Origin of the sequence: Streptomyces sp. 2P-4 (genome assembly GCF_030167965.1) — a bacterium.
In the GTDB taxonomy this organism is placed as follows: Bacteria; Actinomycetota; Actinomycetes; order Streptomycetales; family Streptomycetaceae; genus Streptomyces; species Streptomyces globosus_A.
This window is the reverse complement of the sequence record NZ_CP095011.1, coordinates 4727398-4741034: the sequence shown is the minus strand read 5'-3', so window position 1 is coordinate 4741034 and position 13637 is coordinate 4727398. Positions and strand designations below refer to the sequence as shown.

General features: G+C 72.7%; 13 protein-coding genes. 6 read left to right on the top strand and 7 right to left on the bottom strand.

Features of this window, described 5'->3' with window-relative positions:
* Positions 1-79 precede the first annotated feature (79 nt).
* Together MUK52_RS20905 and MUK52_RS20900 are read left to right on the top strand one after the other, a co-directional pair.
* Complete coding sequence (locus tag MUK52_RS20905; RefSeq protein WP_284579027.1) at positions 80-835, top strand: GntR family transcriptional regulator; 756 nt, start codon at positions 80-82, stop codon at positions 833-835.
* A 228-nt stretch (positions 836-1063) separates the two neighbouring features.
* Positions 1064-1270, top strand: coding sequence for an Imm32 family immunity protein (locus MUK52_RS20900; RefSeq protein ID WP_284579025.1), 207 nt, complete (start codon positions 1064-1066; stop codon positions 1268-1270).
* Between the two features lie 238 nt (positions 1271-1508).
* Here the strand turns inward: MUK52_RS20900 and MUK52_RS20895 are convergent, their stop codons facing one another.
* The 4 genes from MUK52_RS20895 to MUK52_RS20880 all read right to left on the bottom strand — a co-directional run bounded on the left by MUK52_RS20895 (position 1509) and on the right by MUK52_RS20880 (position 4954).
* Complete coding sequence (locus MUK52_RS20895; protein WP_284579023.1) at positions 1509-1703, bottom strand: hypothetical protein; 195 nt, start codon at positions 1701-1703, stop codon at positions 1509-1511.
* Between the two features lie 131 nt (positions 1704-1834).
* A complete protein-coding gene (locus tag MUK52_RS20890) occupies positions 1835-2296 on the bottom strand; it encodes an HD domain-containing protein (protein WP_114057575.1) in 462 nt (153 codons plus the stop codon).
* The gene (locus MUK52_RS20885; protein WP_284579021.1) at positions 2293-3711 is read right to left on the bottom strand and encodes a pyridoxal phosphate-dependent decarboxylase family protein; all 1419 of its coding nucleotides are present in this window, start codon (positions 3709-3711) and stop codon (positions 2293-2295) included. The genes MUK52_RS20890 and MUK52_RS20885 overlap by 4 nt, the downstream gene beginning before the upstream one ends.
* A gap of 100 nt (positions 3712-3811) precedes the next feature.
* Positions 3812-4954 (bottom strand): SpoIIE family protein phosphatase, encoded by a 1143-nt coding sequence (locus tag MUK52_RS20880; RefSeq protein WP_284579018.1) that lies wholly within the window; start codon positions 4952-4954, stop codon positions 3812-3814.
* Positions 4955-5169: 215 nt separating this feature from the next.
* Here MUK52_RS20880 and MUK52_RS20875 point away from each other — a divergent pair, with 215 nt between their 5' ends.
* Positions 5170-6405, top strand: a complete 1236-nt coding sequence (locus MUK52_RS20875; RefSeq protein ID WP_284579016.1) for a GNAT family N-acetyltransferase — start codon at positions 5170-5172, stop codon at positions 6403-6405.
* 35 nt (positions 6406-6440) lie between these two features.
* Here MUK52_RS20875 and MUK52_RS20870 read toward each other — a convergent pair whose 3' ends face one another.
* Positions 6441-7247 (bottom strand): Fpg/Nei family DNA glycosylase, encoded by an 807-nt coding sequence (locus MUK52_RS20870; RefSeq protein ID WP_114057579.1) that lies wholly within the window; start codon positions 7245-7247, stop codon positions 6441-6443.
* A gap of 88 nt (positions 7248-7335) precedes the next feature.
* Entirely contained in the window at positions 7336-7824 is a 489-nt protein-coding gene (locus MUK52_RS20865) for a ribose-5-phosphate isomerase (RefSeq protein ID WP_114057580.1), read from the bottom strand.
* Between the two features lie 219 nt (positions 7825-8043).
* On the opposite strand from MUK52_RS20865, the gene MUK52_RS20860 reads away from it, so the two are divergent.
* Complete coding sequence (locus MUK52_RS20860) at positions 8044-9480, top strand: amino acid permease (RefSeq protein WP_284579013.1); 1437 nt, start codon at positions 8044-8046, stop codon at positions 9478-9480.
* Between the two features lie 100 nt (positions 9481-9580).
* On the opposite strand, the gene MUK52_RS20855 is transcribed toward MUK52_RS20860, so the two are convergent.
* Positions 9581-10162, bottom strand: a complete 582-nt coding sequence (locus tag MUK52_RS20855; protein WP_114057582.1) for a biotin transporter BioY — start codon at positions 10160-10162, stop codon at positions 9581-9583.
* A 286-nt stretch (positions 10163-10448) separates the two neighbouring features.
* Between MUK52_RS20855 and MUK52_RS20850 the strand changes: the two genes are divergently transcribed.
* Positions 10449-11861: an amino acid permease gene (locus tag MUK52_RS20850; protein ID WP_284579011.1), complete on the top strand. Its 1413-nt coding sequence runs from the start codon at positions 10449-10451 to the stop codon at positions 11859-11861.
* Positions 11862-12060: 199 nt separating this feature from the next.
* Positions 12061-13473: an amino acid permease gene (locus MUK52_RS20845; RefSeq protein ID WP_114057584.1), complete on the top strand. Its 1413-nt coding sequence runs from the start codon at positions 12061-12063 to the stop codon at positions 13471-13473.
* The last annotated feature ends 164 nt before the right edge of the window (positions 13474-13637 follow it).

The following is a 13637-nucleotide window of genomic DNA, read 5'->3' as shown; positions in this document are numbered from 1 at the left end:
AGGAGGGCCTCCGTCACCGGTCGATCACTTTGAGTGAAGCTAGTTAACTAGATTAGAGCTAGTGGACTAGATTTTCCACATGCCTGAGCAGCCGCCTTATCTCCGCATCGCCGACGTCCTGCGGCAGCGGATCGCGGAGCATGAGTGGACGGCCGGCGATCGGCTGCCGTCACGTGCCCAGATCGCCGAGGAGTGCGGCGTGGGCGAGAATGTGGTCCGTCGGGCGCAGGAGCTACTGATCTCCCAAGGAGTGCTGGAGGGGCGCGCAGGTTCGGGCACCTACGTCGCCGAGCCTCGTCGGCGTGTACGGGTCGTTCGGTCCTCGGCCCGTGAGCAGCCCGGCGGTTCCCCGTTCCGGGCGGACATGCAGGCCTTGGGAAAGCAGGGCACCTGGGAGAGCCGCACCGAAGCGAAGGTGCTGGCCCCGGCCGAGATCGCGGCGCGGCTCGGTATCGCCGAGGGTGATCTGTGCGTGCGTACCGTCTACGAGTTCCTCGCCGATGGTCGGCCGGTGCAGTTGTCGACGAGCTGGGAGCCGTACGAGCTGACCGCGGGCACCCTCGTTGTCCTGCCGGAAGGCGGGCCACACGCGGGCGTCGGCGTCGTGAACCGGATGACCGCGATCGGGATCACCGTCAGCCACGCCGTGGAGCAGCCGGAACCGCGGCAGGCGAGCGCCGAGGAAGCATTGCTCCTGGGAATCCAGAAGGCCGCGCTCGTCACGCACATCCGGCGGACGTACTACAGCGACCAAGGGCGGCCCGTGGAGACGGCGGACATCGTCATCCCCGCCGCGCTGTGCGAGATCGTCTACGAGATTCCCGTCAACGGTTGAGCAGGGGGCAGTGGGTAGCCAGCAGACGGAAGCACCGATCTCCGACCTGCATCGTCCGGATGTTCGCAGACGTTCGAGCCGCTCCTTAGCCGCACAGCGTGGCTCATCCGCAGACAGGACACACGCAGTCGAGCGAGCATAAGGCCCTGCCCCACCGGATACTCCGAGGCCCTCCGGCCTCCGAAGCCGTGTGCGGGTGGCTACAGGGTCCAGGCTACCTTTGGGGCCATGGATGAACCCCGGATCACGGTGCAGAGCTCAGCAGGCGAAACCTTGATAACGGCCAACGCCGAGGGACTTCGTCTCCTCGCGGAGCGACTCGTGGAACTTGCCGACCCAGGCCTGAGCGACGGTTATCACTTGCACCTTGATGCGGGCGTGGACCTTGAGGAGGGCTCGGCCGGCCTCGTCCTTCAACGTGACGACTCGATCTAGGCGTGCCCCCCGCGTGCCCGGTTGAGCGGCAGCAGGCGGGGAGCCACGGGGAACGATGGTGAGCGGACGGGTATCCCGCAGGTCAGCGAGTTAGCTGGTCAGCGCGGGCCCGCGTACGCGATCTTCCAAACTAGCTACGCGGGTTCGATTCCCGTCACCCGCTCTCACCTGGTCAGGGCCGGGCGGAGGATGTTTCCTCCGCCCGGCCCTGATGCGTTTTCCGGGGCCGGGGCGCGGGTCAGAGCTTGATGCCGGCGATCGTGTCCGCGAGGGAGTCCAGGAAGCGGTTGACGTCCGGGGCGATCGAGCTGGACGCGAGGAAGAAGCCGAAGAGGACCGCGACGATCGCGGGGCCCGCCTTCAGGTGGTTGCCGCGGATCAGCACCACCATGATGATCGCCAACAGAACCACCACCGACAGCGAAATGGCCACTACTGATCACACCTTCGATCGTCCCCGGTCCGGCCGGGAGCGCACGGTCGGCGCACGCCCCCCTGCCGTCCATCCTCCCACCAACGGGGCCCGACTATCCGCCCCCTGACGAATCGGCGGCCCGGACGGGGTCAGGGGGCGGTCAGGCCGAGCAGGGAGCGGACGCGGGCGTACTTCGCGGTCAGCCGCTCGCGGGTGGGGGCGTCCAGTACGGACAGCCGCGCCGGGTCCGCGTTGTGCGCGAGGTCGGCCTCCTTCACCAGGAGGGCGCCGGGGGTGGCGAGGATGCGGGCCGTGTACTCCTCCAGCGGCTCGCCGGGGCGCTTGGTGACGGCCAGGACCATGTCCTTCACCGCCTGCGGGAGGGCGGCGGAATCCAGCCACTCCCGGCTGAGCGCGTCGTCCTCGACGGCGTCGTGCAGCCAGGCCGCGGCCTGCTGCTCGGGGCTGCCGCCGCGGGAGCGGACGCCTTCCGCCACGGCCGCCAGGTGTTCGGCGTACGGGCGGCCCGCCTTGTCGGTCTGCCCCTCGTGCGCGGCGCGCGCCAGGGCTTCGACCTCCGCCAGGGTGAGAGGCTGCTGCTGCGTCGTCATGCGGTCCCCTTCACTGCCGTCTGCGCTGCCGCGCCGCGGAGGGCTTCGGCGGCCCGGTGCACGTCCGCCTGCGTGGTGCGCCAGTTGGAGAACGCGGCGCGCAGGGCGGGGGTTCCCGCGTGGACGGTCGGGGTGGTGAACACCTCGGCCGCGGCGGCCTCGCGCACGGCCGCCAGGCGGGCGGTGAGCCGGTCCGGGTCGGGCTCCCCGGCGAGGGTGAAGAGGACGACGTTGAGCCGGACCGGGGCGAGCAGCCGGAAGGCGGGGTCGCTGTCCAGGGCTGCGCCGAGGGCCCGGGCGCAGGCGACATCGCGTTCGACGATCTCGCGGTGGCCGGCGCGGCCGTACGCGCGCAGCGTGAACCAGGCGGCGAGGGCGCGCAGCCGGCGGGAGTTCTCCGGGGTGAGGTGGACGAGGTCGGGGTCGGCGCCGAGGGGGCCGAGGTAGGCGGCGGCGTTCCGGAAGACGCGGGTCTGCAGGTCGGGCCGGCGGGTGAACTGGACGGCGCTGTCGTAGGGGACGTTCAGCCATTTGTGCAGGTCGACGCAGACGGAGTCGGAGGCGTCGAGGCCGTCGACGAGGTGGGCGTGGTGCGGGGACAGGGCGGCGAACGCGCCGAAGGCGGCGTCGGTGTGCAGCCAGAAGCCGTGGCGTTCCTTCAGTGCGGCGACGGCGCGCAGGTCGTCGAAGTCGACGGTGTTGACGGTGCCGGCGTTGGCGACGACGACGGCCGGGCCGGGGGTGTCGGCGAGGGCGCGGTCGAGGGCGGCGGGGTCGACGGCCTCCCGGCCGGGGAGGGTGGGGACGGGGACGAGGGCGCTGCGGCCGAGGCCGAGGAAGGAGAGGGCCTTGGCGATGGAGGAGTGCGGGGCGCCGGAGAGGACGCGTACGGGCCCGAGGGCGGCGGCGCCGTCCTCGGCGGGTGAGACGCCGAGGCGTTCGCCGAGCCATTCGCGGGCGATGGCGAGGCCGGTGGTGTTGGACATGGTGGCGCCGCTGACGAAGGTCCCGGAATGGGCGGGGCCGAGGCCGAACAGGTCGCGGAGCCAGCGGACGGTCTCGCGCTCCAGGTCCTGGCCGCCCCCGTCGAGCGCGGAGTTGGAGTTCTGGTCGTGGACGGCGGTGAGCCAGTCGCCGGCGAGGGCGGCGGGGGTGGCGCCGCCGGTGACGAAGCCGAGGTAGCGGGGGCCGGCCGAGGCCGACAGCCGCGGCTCCCACCGCAGGCGGAAGGCGGCGAGGGCGGCTTCGGCCCCGGCGCCGTGATCGGGGAGCGGCTCGGGCCGCAGGGGGTGCGCCGGGGGCGGCGGTACGACGGGCATCGTGTCGAGCCCGTCGAGTGCGTCGGCGGCGGCTCGGCGCACGGATTCGAGCAGTTCGGGCAGCCGCCCGAGGTCGGCGGCGAGGATGTGGTCCATGGGCGGCACCGTAGAGCCCGGCGGCGGGCGGCGGGCGGGCCAATCGGCACCGGGTGGCCGGTCCGCGGCCCGCCGCCCCGTCCGCCCTGCGGTACGGGGGTCAGGGCGAGCGGCGGATGAGGAGGAGGGCGCGGTCGTCGTTGACGTCCTTGGCGACCTTCTCGATGAGGTGCCAGGCGGCGCCCTGCCAGCCGGCGGCAACGTACCGGTCGGCTTCTCCGGTGAGGCGGTCGATGCCCTCGCCGATGTCGCGGTCGGCGGTCTCGACAAGTCCGTCGGTGAAGAGCATCAGGACGTCGCCGGGGCGCAGCCGGCCGCGGGCGGGCTCGAACTCGGCGCCGTCGTAGACGCCGAGGAGCGGTCCCTCGCCGGTCTTCTCCTGCCAGCGGCCGGTTCCGGCGGAGAGCTGGAGGGCGGGCAGGTGGCCGGCGGACAGGAGTTCGTAGTCGCCGGTTTCGAGGTCGAGGACGAGGTGGACGGAGGTGGCGAAGCCCTCGTCCCAGTCCTGGCGCAGCAGGTAGCCGTTGGCGGCGGGCAGGAAGCCCTGGGGCGGGAGGGCGCCGAGGAGGCCCCCGAAGGCGCCGGAGAGCAGCAGGGCGCGCGAGCCGGCTTCCATGCCCTTGCCGGAGACGTCGGTGAGGACGACTTCGAGGGTGCGGCCGCCGTTGGTGCGGGCGGCGACGACGAAGTCGCCGGAGAAGGACTGGCCGCCGGCCGGGCGGAGGGCCATCTCCTGGTGCCAGCCGCGGGGCAGGGCGGGGAGTTTGCTCTGGACGCGGATGCGTTCGCGGAGGTCGAAGAGCATCGTGCCGCCGCGTCTCCAGGGGACGCCGACGCGGCTGCGGAACTGGGCGATGACGAGGCCGAAGAAGCCGCAGGCGGCCACGACGAGGACCGTGCCGGGGGTGACCCGGGCGGGGCCCTGGGTGTAGGGGCCGAGGACGAGGGATTCGACGATGAGGGCGGCGGCGGAGGCGGCGTACAGGGCGAGGAGGCTCGCGGGGCGCAGCAGCAGGCCGCCCGCGACGATGGGCAGGACGAGGGCGGCGGGCGAGAACCACACCGGGAACACGAGGGTGCCGCAGGCGATGGCGGGGACGGTGGCGAACAGTCCGGCGAAGGCGAGCCAGTCGGAGGCGTCTCCGCGGAAGTAGTCGACGGCGGATTTGCGCAGGGCTGTGCGGGCCCGGTGCCACGCCCTGCGCGTCCGGGCCCTGAGCGTCTCCACACGTGCTCCGGCCATGTCCCTCGGGACCCTATCCATCCCGGCCGTGTGCGCGCAGGGGGACCCCCGGACCGGTCCGCTCCGCTCCGCCGCGGCGCCGGGCGGTCCCGCAGGGCGCCGACGGCCGCTGCCCGGGCGGGAGTCGGGGCGGGGGGCGGCGGCGGCCCGGGCGGGCCCGCGGGCCGGCCGAAAAGCCTTAGACCGTGATGGATGCCACTGGTAAGGATGAGCACATGACTCTTGAGATGCGCATCTTGCGGTCGGATGAGTGGGATGTCTGGTACGACCACCTCGAACTGGCCTTCGGCGGAGTGGCGGAGTCCCGGCAGGAGCGGGAGCTGTATCGGGCCCTGACGGAGTTCGAGCGGTCGCTCGGCGTCTGGGACGGGCAGGTGTGCGTGGGCTCGGCGGGCGCGTTCACGTTCCGGCTGTCGGTGCCGGGCGGGGGGCTGGTGCCGGCGGCGGGCGTCACGATGGTGGGCGTCGCTCCGACGCACCGCCGCCGCGGCGTGCTGACCTCCCTGATGCGCCGGCAGCTCGACGACGTCCGCGCGGGCGGTGAGCCGGTCGCGGTGCTGACGGCCTCGGAGCCGGCGATCTACGGGCGTTTCGGCTACGCCGCCGCCGCGTACGACCTGGGGGTGGCCGTCGACACGTCGCGGGTGGCGCTGTCGGTGCCGCCGGGGACGGACGGGGTGCGGCTGCGCCTGGCCGATCCGGAGAAGGCGCTCGACGACTGCGAGAGGGTGTACGCGCAGCTCGTCGCGCGGCGGCCCGGCATGCCCGCGCGGCAGCCGGGCTGGGAGCGGCAGGCACTGCTGGACCCGCCGGGCTCCCGCGAGGGGGCGTCCCCTCTCCGGTGCGTGGTGGCGGAGCGGGCGGACGGCTCGGTCGCGGGGTACGCCCGCTACCGGGTCAAGCCCGAGTGGAACGCGGCCGGGCCGTGCGGCGAGGTCGAGGTGCAGGACCTGGACGCGCTGGACCCGGCGGCGTCGGCGGCGCTCTGGCGCTACCTGTTCGGGATCGACCTGACCTCGGTGGTGCGGGCCCGCAGGCGGCCGGTGGACGATCCGCTGCTGCACCTGGTCAGCGACCCGCGGCGGGCGCTGCCGGCGCTGCGGGACTCCTTGTACGTGCGGCTGGTGGACCTGCCGCGGGCGCTTGCGGCGAGGGCGTACGGGGCTCCGCTGGACGTGGTGCTGGAGGTGGCGGACCTGTTCTGCCCGTGGAACGAGGGCCGGTGGCGGCTGACCGCCGACGGGCGGGGCCCGGTCCGCTGCGGGCGTACGGAGGACCCGGCGGACCTGGAGCTGTCGGTACGGGAGCTGGCGGCGGCCTACCTCGGCGGGGTCGCGCTGACCGCGCTGGCGGAGGCGGGGCGGGTGCGGGAGCTGCGTCCGGGGACGCTCGCGGCGGCCTCGCGGGCGTTCGCCGGCGACGTGGCGCCCTGGCTGCCGCACGGCTTCTGACGGGCCGGGCCCCGCACCCGGCGGGGCCGCCGTCCTCAGCGGGTCTGGCAGCCGGGGCACCAGAAGAGGTTGCGTGCGGCGAGGCCTGCGGTGCGGACGGTGCTCCCGCAGACGTGGCAGGGCATGTTCGCCCGCCGGTAGACGTACACCTCGCCGCCGTGGTCGTCGACGCGCGGCGGGCGGCCCATCGCCTCGGGCGTGTGCTCCTCGCGGACGGTGTCGATCCGGTTGTTCCGCACGCCCTCGCGCATGAGCGCCGCCAGGTCGGCCCACATGGCGTCCCATTCGGCGCGGCGGACGTCCCTGCCGAGCCGGTACGGGTCCACGCCGTGCCGGAAGAGCACCTCGGCGCGGTAGACGTTGCCGACTCCGGCGACGACCTTCTGGTCCATCAGGAGCGCCGCGATGGTGGTGCGGGAGCGCGATATCCGCTTCCACGCGCGGTCGGGGTCGTCGCCGGCGCGCAGCGGGTCCGGGCCGAGCCGGTCGTGCACCGCCTGCTTCTCGGCGTCGCCGATGAGGGCGCAGGCCGTCGGGCCGCGCAGGTCGGCGAAGTGCTCGCCGTTCGCCAGCCGGAGCCGGACGGTGTCGGCGGCGGGCGGTGCGGGGGCGGGTCCGAAGCCGAGCTTGCCGAAGAGCCCGAGGTGGATGTGGATCCAGGCGTCGCCGAGTTCAAGGAAGAGGTGCTTGCCGTGTGCCTCGGCGCTCTCCAGCCGGCGGCCGTCGAGCAGGGCGGCGCTCTCGGCGAACCGGCCCTGCGGGCTGCTCACCCGGACGGGCCGGCCGGCGAACCGCTCGGTGTGGTCCTGGGCGAGGCGGTGGATCGTATGCCCCTCGGGCACTGCTGCTCTCCTCGGGTCTGCCGCCGCCGCGCCCGCCGCGGGAACGGCAGTGCCGCCGGACCCCGCGGATCCGGCGGCACGGCGGCTGCTACTGGTCCTGCGGGTGGTGGGCCGGGATGGGCGGGAGCTCGCCGGTCTGCTCGTACGCGGAGAGCATGTCGATGCGGCGGGTGTGGCGCTCCTCGCCGGAGTACGGGGTCGCGAGGAACGCCTCGATGAAGGAGGTGGCCTCGTCCTGGGTGTGCATGCGGCCGCCGACGGAGATGACGTTGGCATTGTTGTGCTCGCGGCCCAGCTTCGCGGTCTCCACGCTCCAGGCGAGGACGGCGCGGACGCCCTTGACCTTGTTGGCGGCGATCTGCTCGCCGTTGCCGGAGCCGCCGATCACGATGCCGAGGCTGCCCTCGTCGGCGGCGGTCTTCTCCGCGGCGCGCAGGCAGAACGGCGGGTAGTCGTCCACGGCGTCGTAGATGTGGGGCCCGCAGTCGACGGGCTCGTGGCCGTTGTCCTTGAGCCAGTCCACCAGGTGGTTCTTCAGCTCAAAGCCGGCATGGTCGGATCCGAGGTACACGCGCATGGGACGAGTGTGTCACGAGCGGTCCGCGAGGCCCGTACCGGGGTGTCGCGTAAGTCACTTCTAAAGCTCAAGTAAACCCAAAGACCGCAGATGGGACAGGGTGGGACCAAGGTCCCGGACCTTGGCCCCGCGGAAACGATCCGGATGCCGCTCTTCCGGGCGGCGCCTTCTCGGGCTTGAATGCCAGAACTCGCAACCCGAGAACCTAAGGATTCGTCCATGAGCACCACGACGACCCTTCGGAAGGCAGGCGAACCCTCCGGCAACCCCGGTGGCGCCGCGCCCAACGACGGTCTCAAGGCCGGTCTCAAGAACCGCCACCTGTCCATGATCGCCATCGGCGGCGTCATCGGCGCAGGACTCTTCGTCGGCTCCGCCGGCGGCATAGCCAAGGCCGGCCCCGCCATCCTGGTCTCCTACGCGCTCGTCGGCGCGATGGTCGTCTTCGTGATGCGGATGCTCGGCGAGATGGCCGCGGCCAGCCCGAACTCCGGCTCCTTCTCCGCCTACGCCGACCGGGCGCTGGGCCGCTGGGCCGGCTTCTCCATCGGCTGGCTCTACTGGTTCTTCTGGGTCGTCGTCCTCGCCGTCGAGGCCACCGCCGGCGCCGTCATCCTCGAAAGCTGGATCCCCGCCGTCCCGCAGTGGGCCTGGGCCCTGATCGTGATGGCCGTCCTGACCGCCACCAACCTCGGCTCCGTCGCCTCGTACGGCGAGTTCGAGTTCTGGTTCGCCGGCATCAAGGTCGTCGCGATCGGCGCCTTCGTCGTCATCGGCATGCTGGCCGTCTTCGGCCTGCTGCCGGGCTCGGACAACCCGGGTGCGGGCTTCGCGCACCTCACGGACACCGGCGGCTTCATGCCGAACGGCTGGGGCTCGATCCTGACCGGTGTGCTGATGGTCGTCTTCTCCTTCATGGGCAGCGAGATCGTCACGCTGGCCGCCGGCGAGTCCGAGGACCCGCGCCGCGCGGTGACCAAGGCCACCAACTCGGTCATCTGGCGCATCGCCGTCTTCTACCTCGGTTCGATCTTCGTCGTCCTGACGCTGCTGCCGTGGAACGACGAGTCGATCGTGGAGAAGGGCTCGTACGTCGCCGCCCTGGACTCCATCGGCATCCCGGCCGCCGGCCAGATCATGAACTTCATCGTGCTGACGGCGGTGCTGTCCTGCCTGAACTCGGGCCTGTACACCGCCTCCCGCATGGCGTTCTCCCTCGGCGAGCGCGGCGAGGCCCCGAAGTCCTTCGCCAAGGTCAACAAGAAGGGCGTGCCCACCGCCGCCATCCTGGGCTCCACGGTCTTCGGCTTCGTCGCCGTCGTGTTCAACTACACGAACCCCGACACCGTCTTCAGCTTCCTGCTGAACTCCTCCGGTGCGATCGCGCTGTTCGTGTGGCTGGTCATCTGCCTGACCCAGCTGCGCATGCGCAAGATCCTGGTGGCCGAGTCCCCGGAGAAGCTGACGGTGAAGATGTGGCTCTTCCCGTATCTGACGTACGCCACCGCCGCGATGATCGTCTTCGTCCTGGGCTACATGTTCTACGACGACGGCAACCGCGAGGTCGTGTCGCTGTCGGTGCTCGTCGCCGCGGTCGTCATCGCGATCGGCGTGGTGCGCGACGTCCGCCGCCGCAAGGCCGCCCTCCGGGGCTGACGCCCGGCCCGCCGGGGCCCCGGACGGCAGCAGCCCCGGGCCGCGCGCACCGCGCAGGTCCGGGGCTGCCCCGCTTCTCGGGCCGCTGCCGGCGGCCGCTTCAGGAGCGGCCGGCCAGCTTCCAGGCGGCGGGCAGCAGGCCCATGGCCAGCGCCGCCTTCAGGGCGTCGCCGATCAGGAACGGGACCAGGCCCGCCGCGACGGCCGCACCGAGGGACATGCCGGTCGACAGCGCCAGGTACGGCACGCCCACCGCGTAGATCAGGGCCGAGCCGAGCGCCATCGCACCGGCCGTGCGCAGCACGGAGCGGTCGGCGCCGCGGCGGGCCAGGGCGCCGACGACGGTGGCTGCGAGCAGCATGCCGAGGACGTAGCCGAAGGAGGCGCCGAACGCGCCGGAGGTGCCGTTCGCGAACCACGGCACGCCGGCGGCGCCGGCCAGCGCGTACGCCGCGAGGGAGAGGAAGCCGAGGCGGGCGCCGAGGGCGGTGCCGACGAGCAGCGCGGCGAACGTCTGGCCGGTGACCGGGACCGGGGAGCCGGGGACGGGCACCGCGATCTGCGCGGCCAGCCCGGTCAGCGCGGCCCCGCCGGCGACGAGCGCGATGTCGCGGACGCGGCTCGCGGGCAGCAGGTCGGCGAGGACGGTGCCGGGGCGGACGGAAACGGATGCAGTGCTCATCGGGAGGCTCCGCGGTGGTGAGGGTGACGGGACGATCACCGACGCTAATGCGCGCCCCCGCGGGACCCCACCGCTGCCCGGAACAAAGCCCCGCTCCCCCGTTTGGTCGGGATCGCACAAAGTCCCCGGTTCACACCCGGGGCACCGTGATGCTCATCACGGGTCAGTTCACTCCACACATCCGTTTTGCGCGGATGGGCGCCGAACGGCGAGACTGTAGGGTCCCGCCAATCACCCGTGCGGAGCCCAACCGCCGCTGCCGAGCCGAGAGTACGAGCCTCCCCTCATGCGCGACCGTCTGCCCGACACTCCTCCACGCGCGGGCGAGCTGCCCGCGGAACCCCTGAGCCACAGCCTCAAGCAGCGCCACCTGACCATGCTGGGCCTCGGCGGGGTGATCGGCGCGGGCCTGTTCGTCGGCTCCGGAGCCGGCATCGCCGTCGCCGGCCCGGCGATCATCTGCTCGTACCTGCTCGCGGGCGCGCTGGCCATGCTGGTGATGCGCGCGCTCGGCGAGATGTCCGCGGCGCTGCCCGCGTCCGGTTCGTTCTCCGTGTACGCGGAGCGGGCGCTGGGCCGCTGGGCGGGCTTCTCTGCCGGCTGGCTGTACTGGTTCCTGCTGGTCGTGGTGCTGGCCGTGGAGGCGACCGGCGCCGCGAAGATCGCCAACGGCTGGGTGCCGGCGGTGGACCAGTGGGTGTGGGTCCTCGTCTTCATGGTGGTCTTCACCGTGGCCAACCTGGCCGCGGTGAAGAACTTCGGCGAGTTCGAGTTCTGGTTCGCCGCCCTGAAGGTCGGGGCGATCGTCCTGTTCCTGGTCCTGGGCACGCTGGCGGTGTTCGGGCTGCTGCCGGACACGGACCCGGTGGGCCTGGCGAACCTGACGGGCCAGGGCGGGTTCTTCCCGCAGGGGGCCGGCGGCGTGGTCGCCGGCATGCTGGCCGTCATCTTCGCGTTCGGCGGCCTGGAGGTCGTCACGATCGCGGCCGCCGAGTCCGACGACCCGGCCCGCTCGGTGGCCCGCGCGGTGCGCAGCGCGGTGTGGCGCATCCTCTTCTTCTACGTCGGCTCGATGCTGGTCGTGGTGACGCTGCTGCCGTGGGACTCGCTGGCGCCGGGCCAGAGCCCGTACGTGGCGGTGCTGGACTCCCTCGGCATCCCCGCCGCGGGCCAGATCATGAACATCGTGGTCTTCGTGGCGCTGCTGTCGGCCCTGAACGCCAACCTGTACGGGTCCTCCCGCATGGTGTTCTCGCTGGCCGAGCGCGGCGAGGCGCCCACGGCGCTGCTGAAGGTGTCGCCGGGCGGGGTGCCGCGCCGGGCCGTCTTCGCCTCGGTGTCGTTCGGGTTCGCCTCGGTGGTGCTGAACCTGCTGTGGCCGGACACGGTGTTCCTGTACATGCTGAACGCGGTCGGCGCGGTGCTGCTGTTCGTGTGGGCGCTGATCGCGGTGTCGCAGCTGCGGCTGCGCCGGGAGCTGGAGCGGGACATGCCGGAGCGGCTGACGCTGCCGATGTGGTGCTTCCCGTACCTGACGTGGGCGGCGCTGCTCGGGATGGCGGCCGTGCTGGTGCTGATGCTCTTCGACGACAGCGCCCGGTCGCAGCTGCTGTGGTCCTCCGGCGCGGCCGCCGCGGTGCTGGTCGTGGCCTGGGTGCGCGAGCTGCGCGCGCGGCGCGCCGGGGACGCGGCCGGCTGACGGCGCAGCGCGCCTGCGGCGGTGGGCCGCGCGCGGGGCCTCGCGGGTCCGGGACTCCACGTCCCGGACCCGCTGCCGTGGTGCCCCGGGGCGCGGGCGGGCGGGTCGTACGCGACCGGATGATCACACCCCGTGAGCCGGATGTCCGGATAACGGACGCGAGGCGTCCGACTATCGGACGGTCGGCAGACTGGCCGGCATGAGTCAGCGCACCACCGCACCTCCCGCCCCGCCCTCCGCCGGGCAGCAGCCCCCCGCGGACAGCCCCCTCGGCAACGGCCTCCGGCAGCGCCACCTGTCGATGATCGCGCTCGGCGGAGTCATCGGCGCCGGCCTGTTCGTCGGCTCCGGAGCCGGCGTCGCGGCGGCCGGCCCGGCGATCGTGGTGGCGTACGCCCTGTCCGGGATCCTCGTGATGCTCGTGATGCGGATGCTCGGCGAGATGTCCGCGGCGAACCCCGCCTCCGGCTCCTTCTCGGTGCACGCGGAGCGGGCGATCGGCCCGTGGGCCGGGTTCACGGCCGGCTGGATGTTCTGGACGCTGCTGTGCGTGGGGGTGGCCATCGAGGCGATCGGCGCGGCGCACATCATGACCGGCTGGTTCCCGGGCACCCCGTCCTGGGCGTGGGTGCTGGCCTTCATGGCCCTCTTCTGCGGCGCCAACCTGGCCGCCGTCTCCAGCTTCGGCGAGTTCGAGTTCTGGTTCGCCGCCCTGAAGATCGGCGCGATCGCCCTGTTCCTGGGCCTGGGCGTGCTCGCGGTCCTCGGCCTGCTGCCGGGCACCTCCTCCCCCGGCACCGCCAACCTGCTGCCCGAGGGCGGGTTCCTGCCCCACGGTGTCGACGGCCTGCTCGTCGGCGTGCTGGCCTCGGTCGTCGCCTACGGCGGCCTGGAGACGGTCACCATCGCGGCCGCCGAGTCCGACGACCCGGAGCGCGGCGTGGCGAAGGCGGTGCGGACCACCATGTGGCGGATCGCGGTCGTCTACGTCGGCTCGATGCTCGTGGTGGTCACGCTGCTGCCGTGGAACGACCCGAAGGTGACCGAGCAGGGCCCGTACGCCGCCACCCTCGACCACCTGGGCATCCCCGCCGCCGGCGAGGTCATGAACGCGGTCGTCCTCGTCGCGCTGCTGTCCGCGATGAACGCGAACATCTACGGCTCCTCCCGCATGGCCCACTCCCTCGTCTCCCGAGGCCAGGGGCCGCGCGCCCTCGGCAAGGTCAGCGGACGGGTGCCGCGGCGCGCGGTGCTCGCCTCCTGCGGCTTCGGCTTCACCACGGTGCTGCTGTCGTACTGGTACCCGGACACCCTGTTCGCCTGGCTGCTGAACATGGTCGGCGGGGTCATCCTCGTCGTCTGGGGCTTCACCGCCGTCTCACAGCTGGTGCTGCGCCGCCGGACGGAGCGCGAGGACCCGGCTCGGCTCACCGTGCGGATGTGGTGCTTCCCGTATCTGACGTGGGCTGCGCTCGCGGGCGTGGCGGGGGTGCTGGTGCTGATGGCCTGGAACCCCGACACGCGGGTGCAGGTCGCCTTCACCGGCGGGCTGGCAGCCTTCCTCGCTGCCACCGGCTTCCTGATGCAGCGTCGGCGCGCCTCCCGCGGCTGACGCCTCCTCCGTCCCCTCCGCAGGCGGGCCCCGTGCACTCGTACGGGGCCCGCCTGCGCTTTTACCCAGGCGACCCTTACGTGTGAGCGGGAATAGATGCTGCTAGCGTGCAGTTGCGCATTGATTGCAATAGCAGTTGGCACGCTGAGGGGACCGGATCACAC

Excerpts from the sequence above, each read along its gene's own strand:
- MUK52_RS20875 (WP_284579016.1), top strand. The coding sequence starts at position 5,170 with ATGACTCTTGAGATGCGCATCTTGCGGTCGGATGAGTGGGATGTCTGG.
- MUK52_RS20900 (WP_284579025.1), top strand. The coding sequence starts at position 1,064 with ATGGATGAACCCCGGATCACGGTGCAGAGCTCAGCAGGCGAAACCTTG.
- MUK52_RS20905 (WP_284579027.1), top strand. The coding sequence starts at position 80 with ATGCCTGAGCAGCCGCCTTATCTCCGCATCGCCGACGTCCTGCGGCAG.
- MUK52_RS20880 (WP_284579018.1), bottom strand. The coding sequence starts at position 4,954 with ATGGCCGGAGCACGTGTGGAGACGCTCAGGGCCCGGACGCGCAGGGCG.
- MUK52_RS20855 (WP_114057582.1), bottom strand. The coding sequence starts at position 10,162 with ATGAGCACTGCATCCGTTTCCGTCCGCCCCGGCACCGTCCTCGCCGAC.
- MUK52_RS20885 (WP_284579021.1), bottom strand. The coding sequence starts at position 3,711 with ATGGACCACATCCTCGCCGCCGACCTCGGGCGGCTGCCCGAACTGCTC.
- MUK52_RS20845 (WP_114057584.1), top strand. The coding sequence starts at position 12,061 with ATGAGTCAGCGCACCACCGCACCTCCCGCCCCGCCCTCCGCCGGGCAG.
- MUK52_RS20850 (WP_284579011.1), top strand. The coding sequence starts at position 10,449 with ATGCGCGACCGTCTGCCCGACACTCCTCCACGCGCGGGCGAGCTGCCC.
- MUK52_RS20865 (WP_114057580.1), bottom strand. The coding sequence starts at position 7,824 with ATGCGCGTGTACCTCGGATCCGACCATGCCGGCTTTGAGCTGAAGAAC.
- MUK52_RS20860 (WP_284579013.1), top strand. The coding sequence starts at position 8,044 with ATGAGCACCACGACGACCCTTCGGAAGGCAGGCGAACCCTCCGGCAAC.
- MUK52_RS20890 (WP_114057575.1), bottom strand. The coding sequence starts at position 2,296 with ATGACGACGCAGCAGCAGCCTCTCACCCTGGCGGAGGTCGAAGCCCTG.